Below are 15113 nucleotides of genomic sequence, written 5' to 3'. Positions count from 1 at the left end.
GATACAACAAGCCGCTGCTCACAAACCACTCCTCTTCAAGGTCTGCCTATTCGTGGAAGGCGAGTCGCGCCTCCCGCAGCGCTAGCCTGGTACCCATCTGCTGATAGGGAATCTGCGAGTCATCATCATTAGACGTCGGTCTCTGTGACGGATCGGCAGCCGGCGATCTTACGTGCGATTCTACCCACAGATCGCGGCTTGTCGCAGCGACATTTGTAACTCACGCGCAGAGGTAGTCACGCCGATCACGTCCGTCGTAGATCTTAGGGTGACTCATCCGCTTGTCGAGAACGCTGGCGATATCTTGCTAGAACATCAACTGCGAGAGGACGGGGACCAGCCACTGATCTTGTCGCGGCCGGCCCTAACAGGCATGGAACCTCGTCTAGCGGATATGGGTTTTGTTCCCGTAGGTCGTAACCACTGGGTGCTTGATCCTCACCAGCGCCCCGATGTGTGGGCGAAGAACGAGAACCATGAGTGGCAGCGGGTAGGCAAGCCTACGAAGTATCTTTCCAAAGATGGGGGCAGTGATGTCGGTCCTCAGAGAAGCTACGAAACAGACTCATCGGACGATGACCCTTCATTTTACTTGGAGCGCGCTCTTAGGGAGGTGCACATGGAGTAAATCCGCTGCAATAGCAGCAGCGGGCCTGAAATGACGGACATTTAACCGTTCTGTCCCGGGCTCAACGGTCTTGCTTCAAAGGGGGCGTACGCTCGCTGCGTCGTCCCCGCCGGCTGAAACGGTCGTTCAACCTTTCTCCGAAGGCGCTTACGAAACTGCGGTGGGATGCGATCCGAGGGGCGTAACGGGGGGCTCCCTACAGAGTGACCATCAACGAGCAGCAACGATCAGCCACCGCAGCTAGCTATCCGGCAAATGGTGCAGAGGGCCTGGACCCGAAAGCTGCAGCTGCGCGGCCGCCATGGACACGGCAGCAAGTCCAAAATTGTCGAACTCATTGGTCCGGAATATGCGGGTAATTGGGTAGCCATCAATGGCTGGCTTGCGCATTGGATTACCACAGACACTATCAGCCCGGCACTTGTACGGTTCTTGCAGGTTGCTTGCACAGCGACAATGAAAAGCGTCTTGCAATGAATGGGCGATAAATGAAGCCAAATCCCGTCTACGCGATCTGCAGCTTTAACGACATTCCGAGCCGCCAAGCTATGGGATTCCATCTTATGGCCGTGGATGATCGCGGCAATCACCGGCCGTGGTCCATCGTTGTGGTGCGCTGGGGCAAAAAGGTGCTTGGCTACACCAATAAATGCCCGCACAACGGCGTCAATTTGGACTGGGTGCGAAACGAATTCCTCGATCCATACGGTATCAGGCTGATGTGTGGCAAGCATGGTTCGACCTTCGAACTTGGCACCGGCCGGTGCGTCGAAGGTCCATGTCAAGGTAGGGCGCTCACCCCGATCGCCTTGGCAGTTCTGGATGGTGATATCTGCGTCGCTGGTGTTCATCTTGTCGAAGAGGATGCATCGGCCAACAACTGAAGACCACGCTCAGACCGGACGGTTCTCGTTGCGGTTTTTCACAGGCTCCATCCTCTTTAGCCCGTCGTCGTACGAGATCTCCTCACAGGACAGGTCGAGATCCCTTGCGGCATCGAGAAGGTAATCAAGCTTTCCGCCCGGATCGAGCTTCTTGATGTCGTCCTTGTTGAGCCCAACCAGGTCCATCATCTCCTTCCAGACCGTGGATTCATCGCACGGTAGGACGTGAAAGCTAATATCACCGATCTTCACTCGGTACTTCGCCAGTAAATCAATGTTGTTGCAGAACATGAAGTAGCGGCCGGTTGGGCTTAAGGCGCCGTCAAGGACGGTTGCGACGTCAGCAAGATAGGCGAAGGAATGCAGGTAGCCGGCCAGCACCGGAATAGTGCGTTCGCCGTCCTGCCCGATCGTCAACACCTGCTCAATCGAATAGTCTGGCGGTCGTTTCTCGTCCGCGACCTGATTCTGGAATTGTAGTGCCACGTCGCCGCGGAAGCCGAACCGGCCGGCCTTCGTAGTCCCGCCTTTGAGTACAGCATTGAGCAGGCGGCCCTCCTTCTCAAGTCTGCCGAGTGCGGTGTTCTCGATTGCAGTCATTAAATTCGTCCTCGATCTAAACTCTTCACCGACGCCTTGGCCGGTGCTAGATGCGATGCAAATTGCTTGCCGTTCCATGCGTAGCGGCCTTCGCCGTAACTTAAAAGAAAACGCGTCAGTGCCTGCTATCGGCTCACGGAGCCTTGTCGGAAACCCGACACCGGTTTCCAACACCAACAGTCGCGATTCAAAGAAGTGAGCATCATCAAGCGTCTGCGCGCTGGCACGTGACTTGCCCCTAGCAGCTAGATCCAAGATGATGAGGGAAAGCCGTGATCAACCTGACGCACAGCGCAGTGAACGCAATCAAGAGCGCGATTTCATCGTCGACGCACCCGACCGGCGGTCTGCGCGTCATGATCGAACCGGGCGGCTGCAATGGATTCAAATACAAGATGGGTCTGGTCGAAGAACCGAATCCTGACGACGCCGTGATCGAATGCGATGGGCTGAAGGTGTTCGTCGATAACAAGAGCCGTGAGCATCTGATCGGGACGACCATCGATTTCGTAATGGCACTGGAGGGTTCTGGCTTTACGTTTCACAACCCGAACGCCACCGCGAACTGCTCGTGCGGAAAATCGTTTGGCTGATGAAACAGATCGTTCAGCTGATGAGGAGGACATCGAAGCATGCCGGCCCAACCGGAACAACTGAGGCAATCGTCGCCCATTGCGACAGGCCGAGAGCGCCGCATTCGCGGCGCTATCGAAGAGATCCGACCCAATCTGGGACGCGATGGTCGCGACTGTCACCTGATCTGGATCAATCGCAGTAGGGTCATGGTCAGGCTGTCCGCTGCCCGCACGTTGTGTAAGCTTTCGAGCGTGACGCTGAAAGGTATTCAGGCGCGGCTTGTCGATAAACGCGACGAATTGGGTCGCCTGATCCCCGTCGTGGCTGCAGGCGAGGTGGCGGATTGAGCGAAAATCCAATGCTGATTTACCTCGATAACAATGCAACGACTCGGACCGATCCATCCGTCGTGCAAGCCATGTTGCCGTTTTTCACCGAGAAGTTCGGAAATGCATCGTCCACGCATGCGTTTGGCAGCGAGGTCGCAGTCGCTGTGAGGCGGGCCCGGCGTAGCTTGCGTATCATGCTAGGGAACGCATGCGATCAAGAGATCGTTTTTACCTCGGGAGGGACCGAGGCTAATAATGCCGCGATCCTCTCTGCGCTTGCGACACACGAAGACCGCGACGAGATTGTCACCACGTCAGTTGAGCACTCCGCCATTCTTGCGCTAACCGAGCAATTGGAGACAAGAGGAGTCAAGACGCACATCGTGCCCGTAGATTCCCGCGGCCGGCTCGACATCGAGGCGTTTCGCGGCGCACTCGGGCCACGCACAGCGATTGCCTCTGTTATGTGGGCCAACAACGAGACCGGAACGATGTTTCCCGTGGAGTTTCTGGCCGGGTTGGCCCGGGAGGCCGGCGCGCTGTTTCACACTGATGCGGTCCAGGCCATCGGTAAGGTGTGCGTGAACCTGAGGGACAGTGCGATCGACATGCTGTCGCTATCCGGGCACAAATTGCACGGCCCCAAGGGGACCGGCGCGCTATATCTGCGCAGAGGAACAAAATTCCGGCCGCTGATCTGCGGCGGATCACAGGAACGAGGGCGCCGAGGCGGGACTGAGAATATTCCCGGCATTGTCGGCCTGGGAAAAGCCGCCGAGCTTGCGGCGGAGCGGCTTGAACCCGAACGCGTTCGCATTGGCGCTTTGCGCGACCGTCTTGAACAGGGAATCTTGAAGAGTGGCGAGTGCGTTGTGCTCGGCGACACCGGCAATCGGTTGGCGAACACGACCAATATTGCCTTCGACAATCTCGAAGGCGAAGCCATCGCCCACCATCTCGATCGGGCAGGCATCGCTGTGTCGCTCGGATCCGCCTGTAACTCCGGCTCCATTCAGCCATCGCATGTTCTGCGTGCCATGCAGGTGCCGCAGTGGCGGATGCACGGCGTCGTGCGCTTTTCCCTGTCGCGTGAAACCTCTGTCGCGGAGGTCGATGAGGTCGTGTGCGCAGTGTCCGACATCGTGGCTCGCCTGCGCGCCACCTCCCCCGTCGCAGTCAGGGAGTAGACCTTGTGAAAATCATGATCCGCCGGTCTCCGGACGCGGGCCTGTCGATCTACGTGCCAAAAAAGGATCTCGAAGAGCCAATCGTTGAATCGGAGTACGAGACGCTATGGGGCGGCTGGATCAAAGTAGCTAATGGCTGGGTGCTTGATTTGCCTGAGATGCCGAGCGGCACACCGTTACCGATCACAATTAACGCTAAAAAACGGGCCGGGAAGGGGGACGATCCGTGAAGGCGCCCCCACAGATCGACTTTGTCGATGGTGCCGATGCAAAGGCGAGCTCGTGGACATCGCTGCCGGGTTGAGGGCCGCGCGCGCCATTCCCTATCTCGGTCCTGGCCTCGCCGAATCGTGCAGATCCGATATGCCGACCACGCCAGAGGCGTTGGCCAGCTTCTTCGCGAGCAAGGTTACGCCGCCGCGGCGGGCTAGCGACAATGCGTTGGCGCAGCATATCGAGATCAGCAAACACCGTCCGCCATGACGGCATTGATGACGCAGGCCTTCGCTCGGCCAGTCGAGCCGACGCGTTTGCGCCATCATCTTGCGTCCCTGTCCCTGCCCGTCATAGTCGACCCGTGGTATGATGCCGCTATGCGGACGTGCTGGGTGAGCGCGATGGATAGGGCGAAGTGCAGGGTATCACCCGCATCGCCATTGACGAGGATTGCTGGTATCGCTTTTACGATTCACTTGGCCAAGAGGTCGTCAGTGCTGTGGCCGGCAGCTCGGCGACGGTGTTGTACAAGCCGCATGACAGCCTGCAGCCGGCCAACAACTTCCTTATTTCCGACGCACACATGTCGAGGCGTTGACCGAAATCGACATTCAGACACCAATTCCGGACATCATCAAGGAAAGGCGAACACCGGACAGACCTTTCTCTTCATCGGCTGTCGCTTCAACGATCAGCCCTTTGCGTAGCTATGCCCGGCAGATCATCAAGCGCTCGGCCGACACCCACTATGCGATCGCGGATCCCGGACGCGCTCTCTCGCAACGAGCTTCTCGAGCAAGGCCTTACACCGCTTGCGACCGGGCTCCCTTGCGCGGTTGAGATACTGATCACGCATTAGCGCCCTTGTGAAGCCCGAATCCCCCAGCTCGTGTCGAGTTATTTGCGAGAGCCGCAACGCGAGAAGATCCGTTCAGATGGAGCCGGGTTCCGGTGAGCTCAGCGCGAGAATGAATGCGCAAGCCATGAAGCGCTGCGTGAGAATGACGACGTATCTGTCGCACTGACAACAATTGCATGTTCTTACATAAGTCAGCGCCCATCGTTTCCGCCAATTCGTGGGCGTATGGCTGCAATTTCATCGTCTCCGCCATGGCATGCAAGTTGCTACCCAGCTTCTTGAGGCTGGCTCACGGATGGTCTTGGGGGCCGATGATGCCTGAAGGGAAAAATGAAAATGAACGCGGTCGTGGGACGCGGAAAATATGTCGAAGCTGCAGTGGATGGCGGCAAGATGAAGTCCGCCGCCGAGCATAAGGGCTGCCGCGCTTCCGCCAACACCGGGCAGGCGAGCTGCGGCTCGCAGGCAGGGCAAGGCGATCTGCCGATCGAAATCTGGGAAAAGGTCAAGAACCATCCCTGCTACAGCGAAGAAGCGCATCATCATTACGCTCGCATGCATGTCGCGGTCGCGCCTGCCTGCAACATCCAGTGCAATTACTGCAACCGAAAATACAACTGCACCAATGAATCGCGTCCGGGTGTGGTAAGCGAGAAGCTCACGCCCGAGCAGGCGGTAAGAAAAGTGCTCGCGGTCGCGACCGCCATTCCGCAGATGACGGTCCTTGGCATCGCTGGTCCCGGCGACCCCCTGGCCAATCCGGCAAAGACGTTCAAGACCTTCGAGCTGGTCGCCAAGGCGGCTCCAGACATCAAACTTTGTTTGTCAACCAACGGACTGGCTCTCCCGGACCATATTGATACCGTCGCCAGGTCCAAAGTTGACCACGTCACCATCACTATCAACACGATCGATCCCGAAATCGGCGCCAAGATCTATCCGTGGATCTTCTTCAACCACAAGCGCTACACCGGCATCGACGCGACAAGAATACTTACCGATCGCCAGCTGCAAGGCCTCGAGATGCTTAGCGAACGAGGTATCCTGTGCAAGGTCAACTCGGTGATGATCCCGAACATCAACGACCGCCACTTGGTCGAGGTCAACAAGGCGGTGAAGTCGCGCGGTGCCTTCCTTCACAATATCATGCCACTGATCTCCGCGCCCGAGCACGGCACCGTATTTGGCCTCAACGGTCAGCGCGGACCGACTGCGTGGGAATTGAAGGCGCTGCAAGATGCTTGTGAAGGGGAGATAAAAATGATGCGGCACTGCCGCCAGTGCCGCGCCGATGCGGTCGGTCTACTCGGGGAGGATCGCAGCGCAGAGTTCACCACCGATCAGGTCATGAAAATGGACGTCCAATATGACTTAGACATGCGCAAGGAATATCAGAGCAGGGTAGACCGTGAGCGTGCCGCCAAAGTCGCGGCCGGCCAAAAGGAGCTTGCCGAATGTGCCGGAGAGATGAGCGCGATCACTCTTCTAGTGGCCGTCGCAACCAAGGGCTCGGGGTTGATCAACGAGCACTTTGGGCATGCAAAGGAATTCCAGGTTTACGAACTTTCTACATCCGGCGCCAAATTCGTCGGCTACCGCCGCGTGGACGTTTACTGCCAGGGTGGTTATGGCGAGGAGAACAGGCTTTCCGCCATCATGGGGGGCATCCATGACTGCCATGCGGTCTTCGTGTCCAAGATCGGCGGCTGCCCGAAAAGCAAACTGATCGAGGCGGGGATCGAGCCCGTCGATCAATACGCCCATGAGTTCATTGAGAAGTCGGCGATCGCCTGGTTCAAATCCTATCTGGACAAGGTGAAACGCGGGGAGATCCAGCACGTGCAGCGCGGCGGCGCCGCGATCCGGCAAGGATCTGGGATCTCTGCAGCGTAAAGGGGAATATGTGCCGTTCAAGATTGTCGCCTCGCAGTGTACGAGCTGCTCAGCCTGTGAACCCTTATGCCCGAACGATGCTATCTCGGAGAAGGGGGGGAGCTTCGTCATCGAAGCAGCGAAATGCACTGAATGTGTTGGCCATTTCGACGAGCCGCAATGTGTCGCCGCCTGTCCGGTCGACAACACCTGCGTGGTTGACACATCCTTGCCTCGCTACCAGGCGCCAGCTTAAAGCGTGAGGCCCATGAGTGGCATGCCAATAGCTGGTTCAGAAAGCGTCATTAGCTACGTGCTGCGCGTTGGCGGCGGCGCAGGCGCCGACGTTCGGTCCTCCATCACGGACGAGGACTGCGCTGGATTGCCGTGCGTTCGTGCTGTAGCTGGTCGGCAGCACGGCCTTGGCGGGCATTTCATTCCGCGCGGTGGTGCAAAGGCGGTTCGCGCCGCCGAGAGCGGCGTTCCCGCCAGGGCTGCCATCGTCGATGTAACTAACGATGCTGCGCGATCATGAAGTGATGCAGGATCTTGCCTGCGGTAGGCGCGGCGGCTCCCCGCATCTCCAAAGGAGCGAAGCATGAGGAGCGATACATGAACAGCATCGTTCGGGACAGCGACGTCGTCGAGCTCACCGAGCCGCCTGCCTTCAGCTTTGGCGAAAAGGTGCGAACCAATCGCACCATCCGCAATGATGGCACCTATCGCGGCAAGGAGATTGGCGACGTTCTCGTCAAGAAGGGAGAGGTGGGTTACGTCGTATCGATCGGCACGTTTCTACAGCAATTCTACATCTACGGCGTCGAATATCTGGAAAGCGGCTACCGGGTTGGCATGAAGCGCAGGGAACTGGAGCCGGTGGACACCTGCGCGGAGGTCGATGATCTGCCGTTGCCGGAGGAGTCATGACGCAGCGCGGCTTTCCAAAATATTGGCGTGGCGAGCGGGCCAAGACCGCAGTCGACCTCGTTAACGACCACTCATTTCCCGATACAGAACCCGAGGGAGTCTTGCTCGCCGCCGGAGTGAGCGGAGAGATCATCAACGTCGCGATCAATACCGAAGCGAACGTGCCGATCTACGTTGTCGAGTTTGGTAAGCAGCTGCTCATCGGCTGTCTAAGGAAGAAATCACAGTGCTTTGAATGGAGGCGTTCGCCATGAATGCTGCGCTGATGAGAAAGATAAAAGCCGGGCTGGTGCCCCACCCCAACGAGCTCGATCGAAAACGGATCGAGCGCGGCTTGAGCTCACGCAGGCGCTATCTCTACGTCTCGCCGAACGTGACGCCGGTGAGGGGCGGCTACCTCGTCGAGAGCCCATGTTGCTCGCGCAACGTCAACAAGGATGGCGCTCTCATCGATGTCGCGCTGATTCTTTATGATACCGTGTGCGGGGTCTGGAAGCTGTTTCGCAAGAACCACGCGCGAGGAATCTGGGAATTTTACAGCCTTTGCCATCGGTTGACTTCTGCAATCGACGAATTGAACGCGGATCCGGAGCGTCTGTTTTGGCAATGAAGACCGGCCTTTTAGGAGTCAAAGAGGAGCCACGATGGCGCTCACCGCGGAGGAAGTGATCGAAATTGAGCGGCTGCTTGCAGCCGAGGGCGCCGAGAAGGGTCCGTTTGTCGAGCTGCGCCGCCGCTTTCCGCAACTTGCTTGGGTGCGCTGTGATGCGTCGGATGTGGCGGATCAGCCGTTTCGGCAGTTTCCGCGTTTCGACCTTCATCTGATCGATGGATCGGACCACCGCGTGCAGATTACGGCCGATCCGACGCGGGCCACCGGCATCGTACTGGCCAAAAGGAATGTTGAGCGGTGAGCACTGCACTAGCAGAGTATCGGCTTGATGGCGCGCTCACTGTGGAGGAGAATACATCATTCATTCCACTGTCCGATCCTGATATCACCTTCGCCGAGCTCTCTGCCGTTGAAACGCTGCTGTGTTCGCCGCAAATCTCCAACGGGCGGACTACTGAGGCGTTTGAGCACGCTTTCGCCGCCTATCTTGGTCGCAAATATGCTGTTGCGGTCTCGAGTGGTACCATAGGGCTCCTCCTTACGCTGAGGGCGCTCGGCATTGGCCCCGGGCACGAGGTTATCGCCTCTCCCTACTCCTTTCGTGAGACCGCGCATGCCATCAGTCTCGCAGGCGCACGAGCGGTATTTGCAGATATCGACTATTGGTCGGGAGCATTAGTCCCAGCGAAGGCCGAAGAGCGCATCACGGCCAACACGCGGGCGATTGTCGCCGGCAATCCCAACGGTCATCCAGCGCCGTGGTCGGAGCTGCGCGCGGTCGCGCAGCGCCATCAGCTGCTGCTTTTGGAGGATTCCACCGAGGCGATCGGATCGAGCTACAAGGGTGAGCTCGTCGGCCGCTTTGGCGACACCGCGGTGTTCGACTTTGCTCAGCCGGTGGCCCTGACCTGTGGCGAAGGCGCAATGGTGGTGACCGACGATATCGACATCGCGCTCGGCTTGCGTCGCCATCGCGCCCATCGCGTGGACGAGCGCTCTTCCGTTGTCGTCGGTAGCACGGCACCTTATCAGGCTGGCATGAGCGATCTCACGGCTGCCTTGGGCCTAGCGCAGCTCAAACGTCTCGATGAAATCCTGGAGCGCCGTCGGTTCGTCGAGCAGCTCTATAACGCGCATATGCAATCATTTGAGGGCATCAAGCCGCCTTATGTTGGCCCTGATGTAACCGAGGTGAACTGGTTGCTTTATCTCGTTCATCTGGGGACGCGCTTCACGCGATTGGGGCGCGACGCCATTATCGAAGATCTGCGCGGCGCGCAGATTGAATCCGCCGCCTATTGCCAACCGCTGCACTTGCAACGCCACTACTTTGACTTTGGCTATCGGCGTTGCGATTTCCTGGTTGCGGAAAAAATAGCAGATCGCGCTCTTGCGCTTCCGTTTCACACCCATCTCACGAACAAGCAGATCGAGTTTATCGTCGAGACCATGAAAGATGCGTCGATAAACGTGGGAGCGGGTGCCGCGATTTACTAAGATGATTGTCATCCACGACACGGAAGAACGAGGGTTGAAGTTGCGATGAGCGTGGTAGGTCTCATCGCAAGAGATGAGCAACGGACCGAGGATCGTTTTTGTGGCAGCGTTGTCGGATACATCGTGCCCCACATGCCGGAAGCGTGCCGCATGCCGCTGGAGGTATGCACTCGACTTAAGACCGCAAGAGAAATGCTCCTAGCGAGCGCGAAGAAGACCTGCTCGATAGCAGAGAAGGCGGCGCGTCCAAGGCGCGGCTTGAGAGCCTACGCGTCAAGGTGCCCAAAGCCAAGCACATCAAAGTCGAGAGTCTCCGCTCAGGATCTTTAGAGTTACCAAAACGGGGGATCGGTATGAACTCGCAACAAGTCATCATCCACGTCCGCTTCGCTCCGAACGGAAGGGTGATCCAAATCAGCGAGCGTCCGGCGAAGCTCACGCCGAACCAGTGGTTTGACGTCCTCAACACCCGTGCCAGCTCCGCCTATCGAGCGCTCGCTCGTGGTCGTGGGATTTTTCAACTGAGCCGAACTGCGATCGAAGCCTTCAAGCAGGAAACTGCGAGGCCGGGATCAGCGAACCTATAATCGACAACCTGGTGAGCGGTCAGATCGAGGTTTTTGTCGTCTGTCCGGCCGATGCCATCGAGCGGAGTGGGGCCATGAGCTTTAGCCTGTCGCGGATTGACGATAGGGGCGAGAGCCGGCCGCTTCAGATTATTGTGGTGCGCACCTTCGGCAATGACTATTTTGGTTACGTGAATCGTTGTCCGCATGAGAGCGTCTGGCTGAACATCGGCTCCGGTACGTTTTTCTCGACGGACCGCTCCTTTCTTAGATGCGGCCGGCACGGAGCGAGATTCGAGATCGACACTGGGATGTGCATCGACGGCCCCTGTGACGGACAATCGCTTGAGCTGGTAGCGCTCGCCGTGATCGAAGGTGACGTCTGCCTGTGCGGCGTCAATCTGCTGGAGGACGATCGGTTTGCCGACCCCTTCGGGGACAGCGACGAGACCATGGATATTACGATCCATCCGGACTAACGGGCCTATCGCTTTGTTGTGCTCAAGCTGCCTGAGGCGCTTTGCCCTCGAATGAGGCCATTGTACTCGTGAGCGTTGGTAGACGCGAGTCACAGCTTTCGATTGGGTGAGACAAAACGGCCACCTCGTCGGATTGCGAACTTGCACTCCGCGACTTCCGCAGCACCAACAAGCTGCTCTTGTGCTGGCTCGTCAAATCGAGGCCGGCAGGCGGGACCCGCTTCCTATCGCTGTCGATATGTTTGAGGGGAAATGCCCTCGGCGGCTGGAAGTTCGCCGAGGGCATCGTCTGGGCTTGGAGAATGGCGGGACCCAGACTGACAGGATCGTTTGGGGGATGAGGAACGACGATCCTGTGTCAGAAGGCCGGCCGGTGCAGCTGGCGTTGTTGCCTGCGCTGCAACTGCCATGCCAAACCTCGGTTCGTGCGACGCTCTTAGCGATTGGCGACACCATCGTCGGTTAGGACCGGCTAGGAGCAAATGCATTCATGTGCACGTGCATGTTGTTCCGCATTCTCCACTGCAAGCGCATCTTGACCGGCCGTATTAAGCGTGATCCCAATGTGTTGCGGTTTAGCGGTGCTGCCGCTCGGAATTGCGACCGGCCTGGTCTGCAGCCTCAAAGGTGACTCGGTGATCATCCCTGCCTCGTTGGGCTCTCGCGGCAGGCTCTATAGATGGGCAGCGGCGCGACGCAGCGTCCAGCTTCAGGGCGAAAAAGATGCTGTGGGCTCGCGCCAGTCAATGCGGCGAGCCGATCACCCATGGCAGAACACGGCGCTCGATTCTCCGCACGATTTTCGAGCTCCCCGCTAGGCGGCTTGACGGTCATGAAGATCGCTGCTCATTCCAAGATTTGATAGCGCAGAGCTGGAAAAATTAACCGAGCTTCTCGGTTATTCTGCGTACAAATTGCAGAAGGGTGAAGCGGGAGGTCAAACGCAGTGCGAGGTTTGTCGTGTCCGAGACAGTAGCGAACGACCTTGTCGCAACTTTCGCAATCATTATGAGTCGCAAAGCAAGGTTCGTTGCAGAAACGAACGTTACGCTTCTGGTGCGCAACTTGCTTACAGAAGTTGGATGGTGAGCAAGTGATGCGGGAGCAGAAAGATCGTGATGAGAGCAGAAGAGGTTGAAGTTGATCGAGGAGGCTGCTCTGGACGCGAAGATATCTATCGCTGATCTTCAGCGACGACAATCACTATGGCGCTCGTTCATTTTGCCTGCCTTGGCAAGCGCGAGTGGGAATCATAAGCATCACTCGGTTGATGCGGCGTTCAATCGTAAGAGATTGTGGGTTGCGATGTGCTCGCATCTTGTCTCTTCTCAGATGAAGCACATTGATCACAGGATCGGCGCATGAACACAGAAACCGAATTCGAGCTTCCTCAACTTTATAGGCATCATGTATTTGCCTGCAACACGCAGCGTCCGCCAACTCATCCGCACGGCAGCTGTGGCGCCTCCGGCGCGCAAGCCCTGTGGGATCGAATGGCCAAGGCGATCGAAGCGGAAGGCCTCAACGATATTGGCTTCACGATGGCAGGCTGCCTTGGCTTTTGTAACTCTGGTCCCTTGATGGTCGTCTATCCCGATGGAGTGTGGTATCGCGCGATCACGCCTGAGGATATTGACGAAATTGTAAACTCCCACCTCAAGCAGGGAAAACGTGTCGACCGCCTTGTGATGGTGTTAAAGCGAAGCTAGACGCCTCGATTAGCGGCCACTTGCCTGGGCTAGCACGCATCGACGGCTTGTCCGGCGATGAGCTGGCCGCTCGGAGGTCAGATCGTCTGAGATTGAGCGTAGCTATCACGTCCCGGATGAGAACAGCAAGTCATTGACGTTTCCGCGCGTGCCGCCCTTCTTCTCCGGCCCTATCGGCAAATGGCGCCTTTGCAACGCGCGCATTCTAGGTCAATCTGTTTGTGTACGGTCACTCCATGCCGCGCGATTCGTAGCTCACAGCAAGATCTTTGCTGCAAATGGCTCCGGCGTTTCGCGAAATGACGCGCCCTTGACGCGTCATTTCGCTCTGCTTGCACTGCGGTGAGATTAGAGGACGCGCTGGATGAGCTCGCCGCGTCCGGGTTGATCAAGCGGATTTCTCTTTCTGGTCCTGTTCTAGCGTCAGAACTTGTAAGTGACGCCGCCGCTGACGAGCCATGGATCGATGTTGGCTCGCCCGGCGACGGGAATCGAATGGTTTACGGTCGCGGAGTACTCCGGCCGCAGCCATAGCTTCTTCACGTCAAAGTTGAGGCCCCAGTTACGGTTAAGCATGTAATCGAAGCCGAATTGGACCGCCGCGCCGAATTGGTTGCTGATGCGCAAATCCGTAACGGCAAGACCGCCGAGCGACGTATTGGCTGCCGATTGGTTGAAGAATGCGGTGTAGTTGATGCCCGCGCCGATATAGGGCTTGAGCGCGCCGAGATCGGTGAAGTGATATTGCAGGGTCAATGTTGGCGGCAACAGCCAGGCTTTGCCGATATCGAGGCCAGTGAGCGCGCCATTGCCGCTGATGTGATGGCTGGTCACGCCAAGAATGAGTTCGGCGGCAACGTTTCGCGTGAAGAAGTAGGTGATGTCGAGCTCGGGTATGGCTTGATCGCTGATCGAAAGCCCAGAACTTGGTGAGGACAGCGAGGGCGCCCCGGCGACGCTGACTGAGCTGCCTGAGGTATCCGGCAAAACGCCAAGCACGCGCAGGCGTATCATCCATGGATTGAAGGGTTCGATCGGGGGCGCTTTATAGTAGATCGGCGCCCGGGCCAGATCTGCAGCCTGTACCGGGGTGCTGGCCAACGAGGTTGCTAGCGCGAGGAGTGATGCCCTCGTCAGAACTCTCCTTGTTCTCATCGAATTCTCCATTCCAAAACATCGCGCGAAGAGCCGCGCGAGATCTCTGTCACACAAGGCTAATGGCGGAGATTTGATGCCGATCAAAATGGAGCGAGCAGAGCGCAATTATGCCGCTAAGTTGCATAAGGATCACGGTCGCGAAGCGTCGAGATCTGTCCTGATCGTTATTCAATTCAAGAGAGGCCGGTCTCTTCAAGAAGCCGCAGAAAGCCGAGAGTGGGAAGCGTCATCTTTGGCTTGTTAGGCGCCCTGGGGGAGGCGTCTTCGTTTCCTCAGGTCTGCGGACAACGCGTGGGGTTTGCTTCGTGCAAGCGAGATCTTCTTGCGTCTTGCGGCCAAGCAGTGACAGCGCGGACTCATGATCGAGCCCGGCAAATCGTGCCCCGCCTATGTCGATCAGCGGTCGTCGTATCAGGAGCGGATCGCCCACCATCAATGCGAGTGCGCTTGCCGCGTCGATAGTATCGGGATTGACTTAGCCTGACTTGATACGTGCCGCAGCTCGGTTCAACCAGGAGCCGACGGGCATATGGCCGAAGAACCTACGTAATTCCTCCCCATCCCATGGCTCCTTCAAGATGTCTTGGGCTATCACGTCGGCGCCGGCGGACTTCAGCGCTTGAATCTGGCGCGCGTTAGTGGCGCAGCCGGGCTTCTGATATAAGATGATTGTCGCCACGACATACCTATGTAGGCGCGCCGGAGCTGAACGATTGGCAAGCCGCGGCTGCTTCGGGAGCCCGTTCAATTTCTTCAAAGTCAGCGCACCAAGCGCCGTACCATGTATGCAACCTCGTCGCTGGTTCGCCAGGTTTCGGGCCCGACCGGCATATTCACTATCGTGAGATCGGAGCAACTTCCGTTCCACAACTGAAGGCATCGGAACAGGCGCGCCAAATCGGTGTTTTCGCGGTGATGGTTGTAGTCGTTGTTAGTTTTCTGACAGCCGCGCAGATCCTGTTAGATCCAAAACAGCCAGGACCTTGCTCACCAGCTAGTTGGTTTTCGGAAAC

Annotated in this window: 19 protein-coding genes and 1 pseudogene; 18 read left to right on the top strand and 2 right to left on the bottom strand. The window is 57.7% G+C overall.

Annotated elements, in window-relative coordinates; all coding sequences use genetic code 11:
- Positions 1–244 precede the first annotated feature (244 nt).
- Both QA642_RS41635 and QA642_RS41630 read left to right on the top strand, forming a co-directional pair.
- Positions 245–628, top strand: a pseudogene (locus QA642_RS41635) (host specificity protein); the annotation flags it as partial.
- 488 nt (positions 629–1116) lie between these two features.
- Complete coding sequence (locus QA642_RS41630; protein ID WP_092218305.1) at positions 1117–1512, top strand: Rieske 2Fe-2S domain-containing protein; 396 nt, start codon at positions 1117–1119, stop codon at positions 1510–1512.
- 9 nt (positions 1513–1521) lie between these two features.
- On the opposite strand, the gene QA642_RS41625 is transcribed toward QA642_RS41630, so the two are convergent.
- Positions 1522–2112 carry a hypothetical protein gene (locus QA642_RS41625; protein WP_283081992.1) on the bottom strand — a complete coding sequence of 197 codons (591 nt, stop codon included), beginning with the start codon at positions 2110–2112 and terminating at the stop codon, positions 1522–1524.
- A 272-nt stretch (positions 2113–2384) separates the two neighbouring features.
- Here QA642_RS41625 and QA642_RS41620 point away from each other — a divergent pair, with 272 nt between their 5' ends.
- From QA642_RS41620 to QA642_RS41545, 16 genes are all read left to right on the top strand, one after another.
- A complete protein-coding gene (locus QA642_RS41620) occupies positions 2385–2705 on the top strand; it encodes an iron-sulfur cluster assembly accessory protein (protein WP_092218303.1) in 321 nt (106 codons plus the stop codon).
- 39 nt (positions 2706–2744) lie between these two features.
- On the top strand, positions 2745–3035 hold the full coding sequence (locus QA642_RS41615) for a NifU family protein (protein WP_283081991.1): 291 nt from the start codon (positions 2745–2747) through the stop codon (positions 3033–3035).
- Positions 3032–4204 carry a cysteine desulfurase NifS gene (gene nifS, locus QA642_RS41610; protein ID WP_283081990.1) on the top strand — a complete coding sequence of 391 codons (1173 nt, stop codon included), beginning with the start codon at positions 3032–3034 and terminating at the stop codon, positions 4202–4204. Before QA642_RS41615 ends, nifS begins: the two co-directional genes overlap by 4 nt.
- 5 nt (positions 4205–4209) lie before the next feature.
- Complete coding sequence (nifT, locus tag QA642_RS41605; protein WP_283081989.1) at positions 4210–4434, top strand: putative nitrogen fixation protein NifT; 225 nt, start codon at positions 4210–4212, stop codon at positions 4432–4434.
- A gap of 52 nt (positions 4435–4486) precedes the next feature.
- On the top strand, positions 4487–4687 hold the full coding sequence (locus QA642_RS41600) for a hypothetical protein (RefSeq protein WP_283081988.1): 201 nt from the start codon (positions 4487–4489) through the stop codon (positions 4685–4687).
- A 148-nt stretch (positions 4688–4835) separates the two neighbouring features.
- Complete coding sequence (locus QA642_RS41595) at positions 4836–5018, top strand: hypothetical protein (protein ID WP_283081987.1); 183 nt, start codon at positions 4836–4838, stop codon at positions 5016–5018.
- Positions 5019–5615: 597 nt separating this feature from the next.
- Positions 5616–7172, top strand: coding sequence for a nitrogenase cofactor biosynthesis protein NifB (gene nifB / locus QA642_RS41590; protein ID WP_283081986.1), 1557 nt, complete (start codon positions 5616–5618; stop codon positions 7170–7172).
- Positions 7173–7182: 10 nt separating this feature from the next.
- Entirely contained in the window at positions 7183–7407 is a 225-nt protein-coding gene (locus tag QA642_RS41585) for a 4Fe-4S binding protein (RefSeq protein WP_035730299.1), read from the top strand.
- Positions 7408–7763: 356 nt separating this feature from the next.
- Positions 7764–8078 carry a nitrogen fixation protein NifZ gene (locus QA642_RS41580; RefSeq protein ID WP_283081985.1) on the top strand — a complete coding sequence of 105 codons (315 nt, stop codon included), beginning with the start codon at positions 7764–7766 and terminating at the stop codon, positions 8076–8078.
- Positions 8075–8332 carry a nitrogen fixation protein NifZ gene (locus QA642_RS41575; RefSeq protein ID WP_283081984.1) on the top strand — a complete coding sequence of 86 codons (258 nt, stop codon included), beginning with the start codon at positions 8075–8077 and terminating at the stop codon, positions 8330–8332. Before QA642_RS41580 ends, QA642_RS41575 begins: the two co-directional genes overlap by 4 nt.
- Positions 8329–8688 (top strand): DUF3024 domain-containing protein, encoded by a 360-nt coding sequence (locus QA642_RS41570; RefSeq protein ID WP_027563340.1) that lies wholly within the window; start codon positions 8329–8331, stop codon positions 8686–8688. The genes QA642_RS41575 and QA642_RS41570 overlap by 4 nt, the downstream gene beginning before the upstream one ends.
- 34 nt (positions 8689–8722) lie before the next feature.
- Positions 8723–8992 carry a hypothetical protein gene (locus tag QA642_RS41565; protein ID WP_283081983.1) on the top strand — a complete coding sequence of 90 codons (270 nt, stop codon included), beginning with the start codon at positions 8723–8725 and terminating at the stop codon, positions 8990–8992.
- Between the two features lie 41 nt (positions 8993–9033).
- The gene (locus QA642_RS41560; RefSeq protein ID WP_283087089.1) at positions 9034–10188 is read left to right on the top strand and encodes a DegT/DnrJ/EryC1/StrS family aminotransferase; all 1155 of its coding nucleotides are present in this window, start codon (positions 9034–9036) and stop codon (positions 10186–10188) included.
- A gap of 353 nt (positions 10189–10541) precedes the next feature.
- Positions 10542–10775, top strand: a complete 234-nt coding sequence (locus QA642_RS41555) for a hypothetical protein (protein ID WP_283081982.1) — start codon at positions 10542–10544, stop codon at positions 10773–10775.
- Positions 10776–10783: 8 nt separating this feature from the next.
- Complete coding sequence (locus tag QA642_RS41550; RefSeq protein WP_283087088.1) at positions 10784–11233, top strand: Rieske 2Fe-2S domain-containing protein; 450 nt, start codon at positions 10784–10786, stop codon at positions 11231–11233.
- 1361 nt (positions 11234–12594) lie between these two features.
- Positions 12595–12942, top strand: a complete 348-nt coding sequence (locus QA642_RS41545; RefSeq protein WP_092218297.1) for a (2Fe-2S) ferredoxin domain-containing protein — start codon at positions 12595–12597, stop codon at positions 12940–12942.
- Positions 12943–13365: 423 nt separating this feature from the next.
- On the opposite strand, the gene QA642_RS41540 is transcribed toward QA642_RS41545, so the two are convergent.
- Positions 13366–14109 (bottom strand): OmpW family outer membrane protein, encoded by a 744-nt coding sequence (locus QA642_RS41540; RefSeq protein ID WP_283081981.1) that lies wholly within the window; start codon positions 14107–14109, stop codon positions 13366–13368.
- Positions 14110–15113: the final 1004 nt, after the last annotated feature.

The sequence above is a fragment of the Bradyrhizobium sp. CB2312 genome (genome assembly GCF_029714425.1).
Lineage (GTDB): Bacteria > Pseudomonadota > Alphaproteobacteria > Rhizobiales > Xanthobacteraceae > Bradyrhizobium.
Note: the sequence above shows the minus strand (reverse complement) of the source record. Positions and strands in the feature narration are given on the sequence as shown.